1 protein-coding gene is annotated in these 1,258 nt (G+C 50.4%); it reads left to right on the top strand.

Annotated elements, in window-relative coordinates; all coding sequences use genetic code 11:
- The coding region (locus KDK13_RS11395; protein ID WP_257285093.1) for a hypothetical protein at positions 1-1,258 on the top strand (1,258 nt) is incomplete at both ends.

Below are 1,258 nucleotides of genomic sequence, written 5' to 3'. Positions count from 1 at the left end.
CCAGGGAGCGGTTCCCCCGGTTAAGGTGAGGGCCAACAACTATGTGGGTAAAAGTAACTGGAGTGCTGATGGTTATATGGATGGCGCCATTGATGATCTGGCTATTTTCAATGAAGCACTGGATGCCTCCCAGGTTTCAGAACTTTACCAGGCCAATCAGCTGTCTGACTACATTGAACCGTCAGACGCTGGTACAGCAAGTACCACAGAAGAGATAGTCAACACCTCCACCAGCAGTGATCAGCATCAATCCGCCATTGCCACAACGGCGGATGGTGATGCGATGTCGGTCTGGCTATCTGAAAGTGGGGGAACCTATGCCATTATGGGCCGACAATACCCCGGTGGGGCTGAATTTAAAATCAATACCTATAATCCAACAGGCTCCGATAGCCTGAGTTCTCCCGACATCGTGGTTCTGGAAAATGGTTATTATGCCGTCACCTGGGATTATAAGGATGCAAGTAATAATACGCCCAAAATTAAAATTTATGATGCCAGTGGTACAGTGATCACTAATGAATTTACTGCGGGTTCAGATGAGTACCTCTCAAGCCTGACAGCTCTGTCGGGTAATCGCTTTGCCTTACTCAATATCGACCCTCAAGATGGGCATACTGTCAAGGTAAATATTTTCGACGATTCCGGTAACTCTATCACCACATTCGATGCGGGTACCTCCAATACCTGGGACTTTCCAAGACCCGCCATGACTGAGCTGGATAATGGGAATTATGCCATCGTCTGGCGAAAGAGTACCTCGGGGAACAATTCTGCACGCATCCGTTTTTTTGATAGCAATGGTAACCCCTTAGTCAATGAGCTCAGCTTTGCCGGTGATGCTGCCAGTACTAACCATGGACTGACGGTAGAAGCTCTGGGCAATGGCCAGGTTGTTACGGTCTTTCAAAGTGGTTCTGATGTTTATTTCCAGCGCTGGTCTGATGATGGATCGACATTAGGAGGCGCAGTCCGTGTCCACAGCACAACCGGCGGTACTCAACACGAGCAGGATATCGTCCTGCTGGCCGATGGCAGTTTCTTTATTACCTGGGCTGGTGGTGCCGGTCAGGATGCTCAGGGCAGTGGCGTTTATGGCCGTCATTTCAGTGCCGACGGGGTGGCCCTCAGCGAGGAAATACTGATCAATGAAACGACAGTCGGCCACCAGTGGGACCCCCAGGTTGTGCAACTGGCCGATGGCACTTTGCAAGTGTCCTGGACCTCCGAGCAGAACGGCGATAAAGATATCTTCACC

It is taken from the genome of Endozoicomonas sp. SESOKO1 (genome assembly GCF_024606265.1).
Taxonomy (GTDB): Bacteria; Pseudomonadota; Gammaproteobacteria; order Pseudomonadales; family Endozoicomonadaceae; genus Endozoicomonas.
The sequence above is the reverse complement of the archived record's forward strand: the minus strand, read 5'-3'. Positions and strand labels throughout refer to the sequence as shown.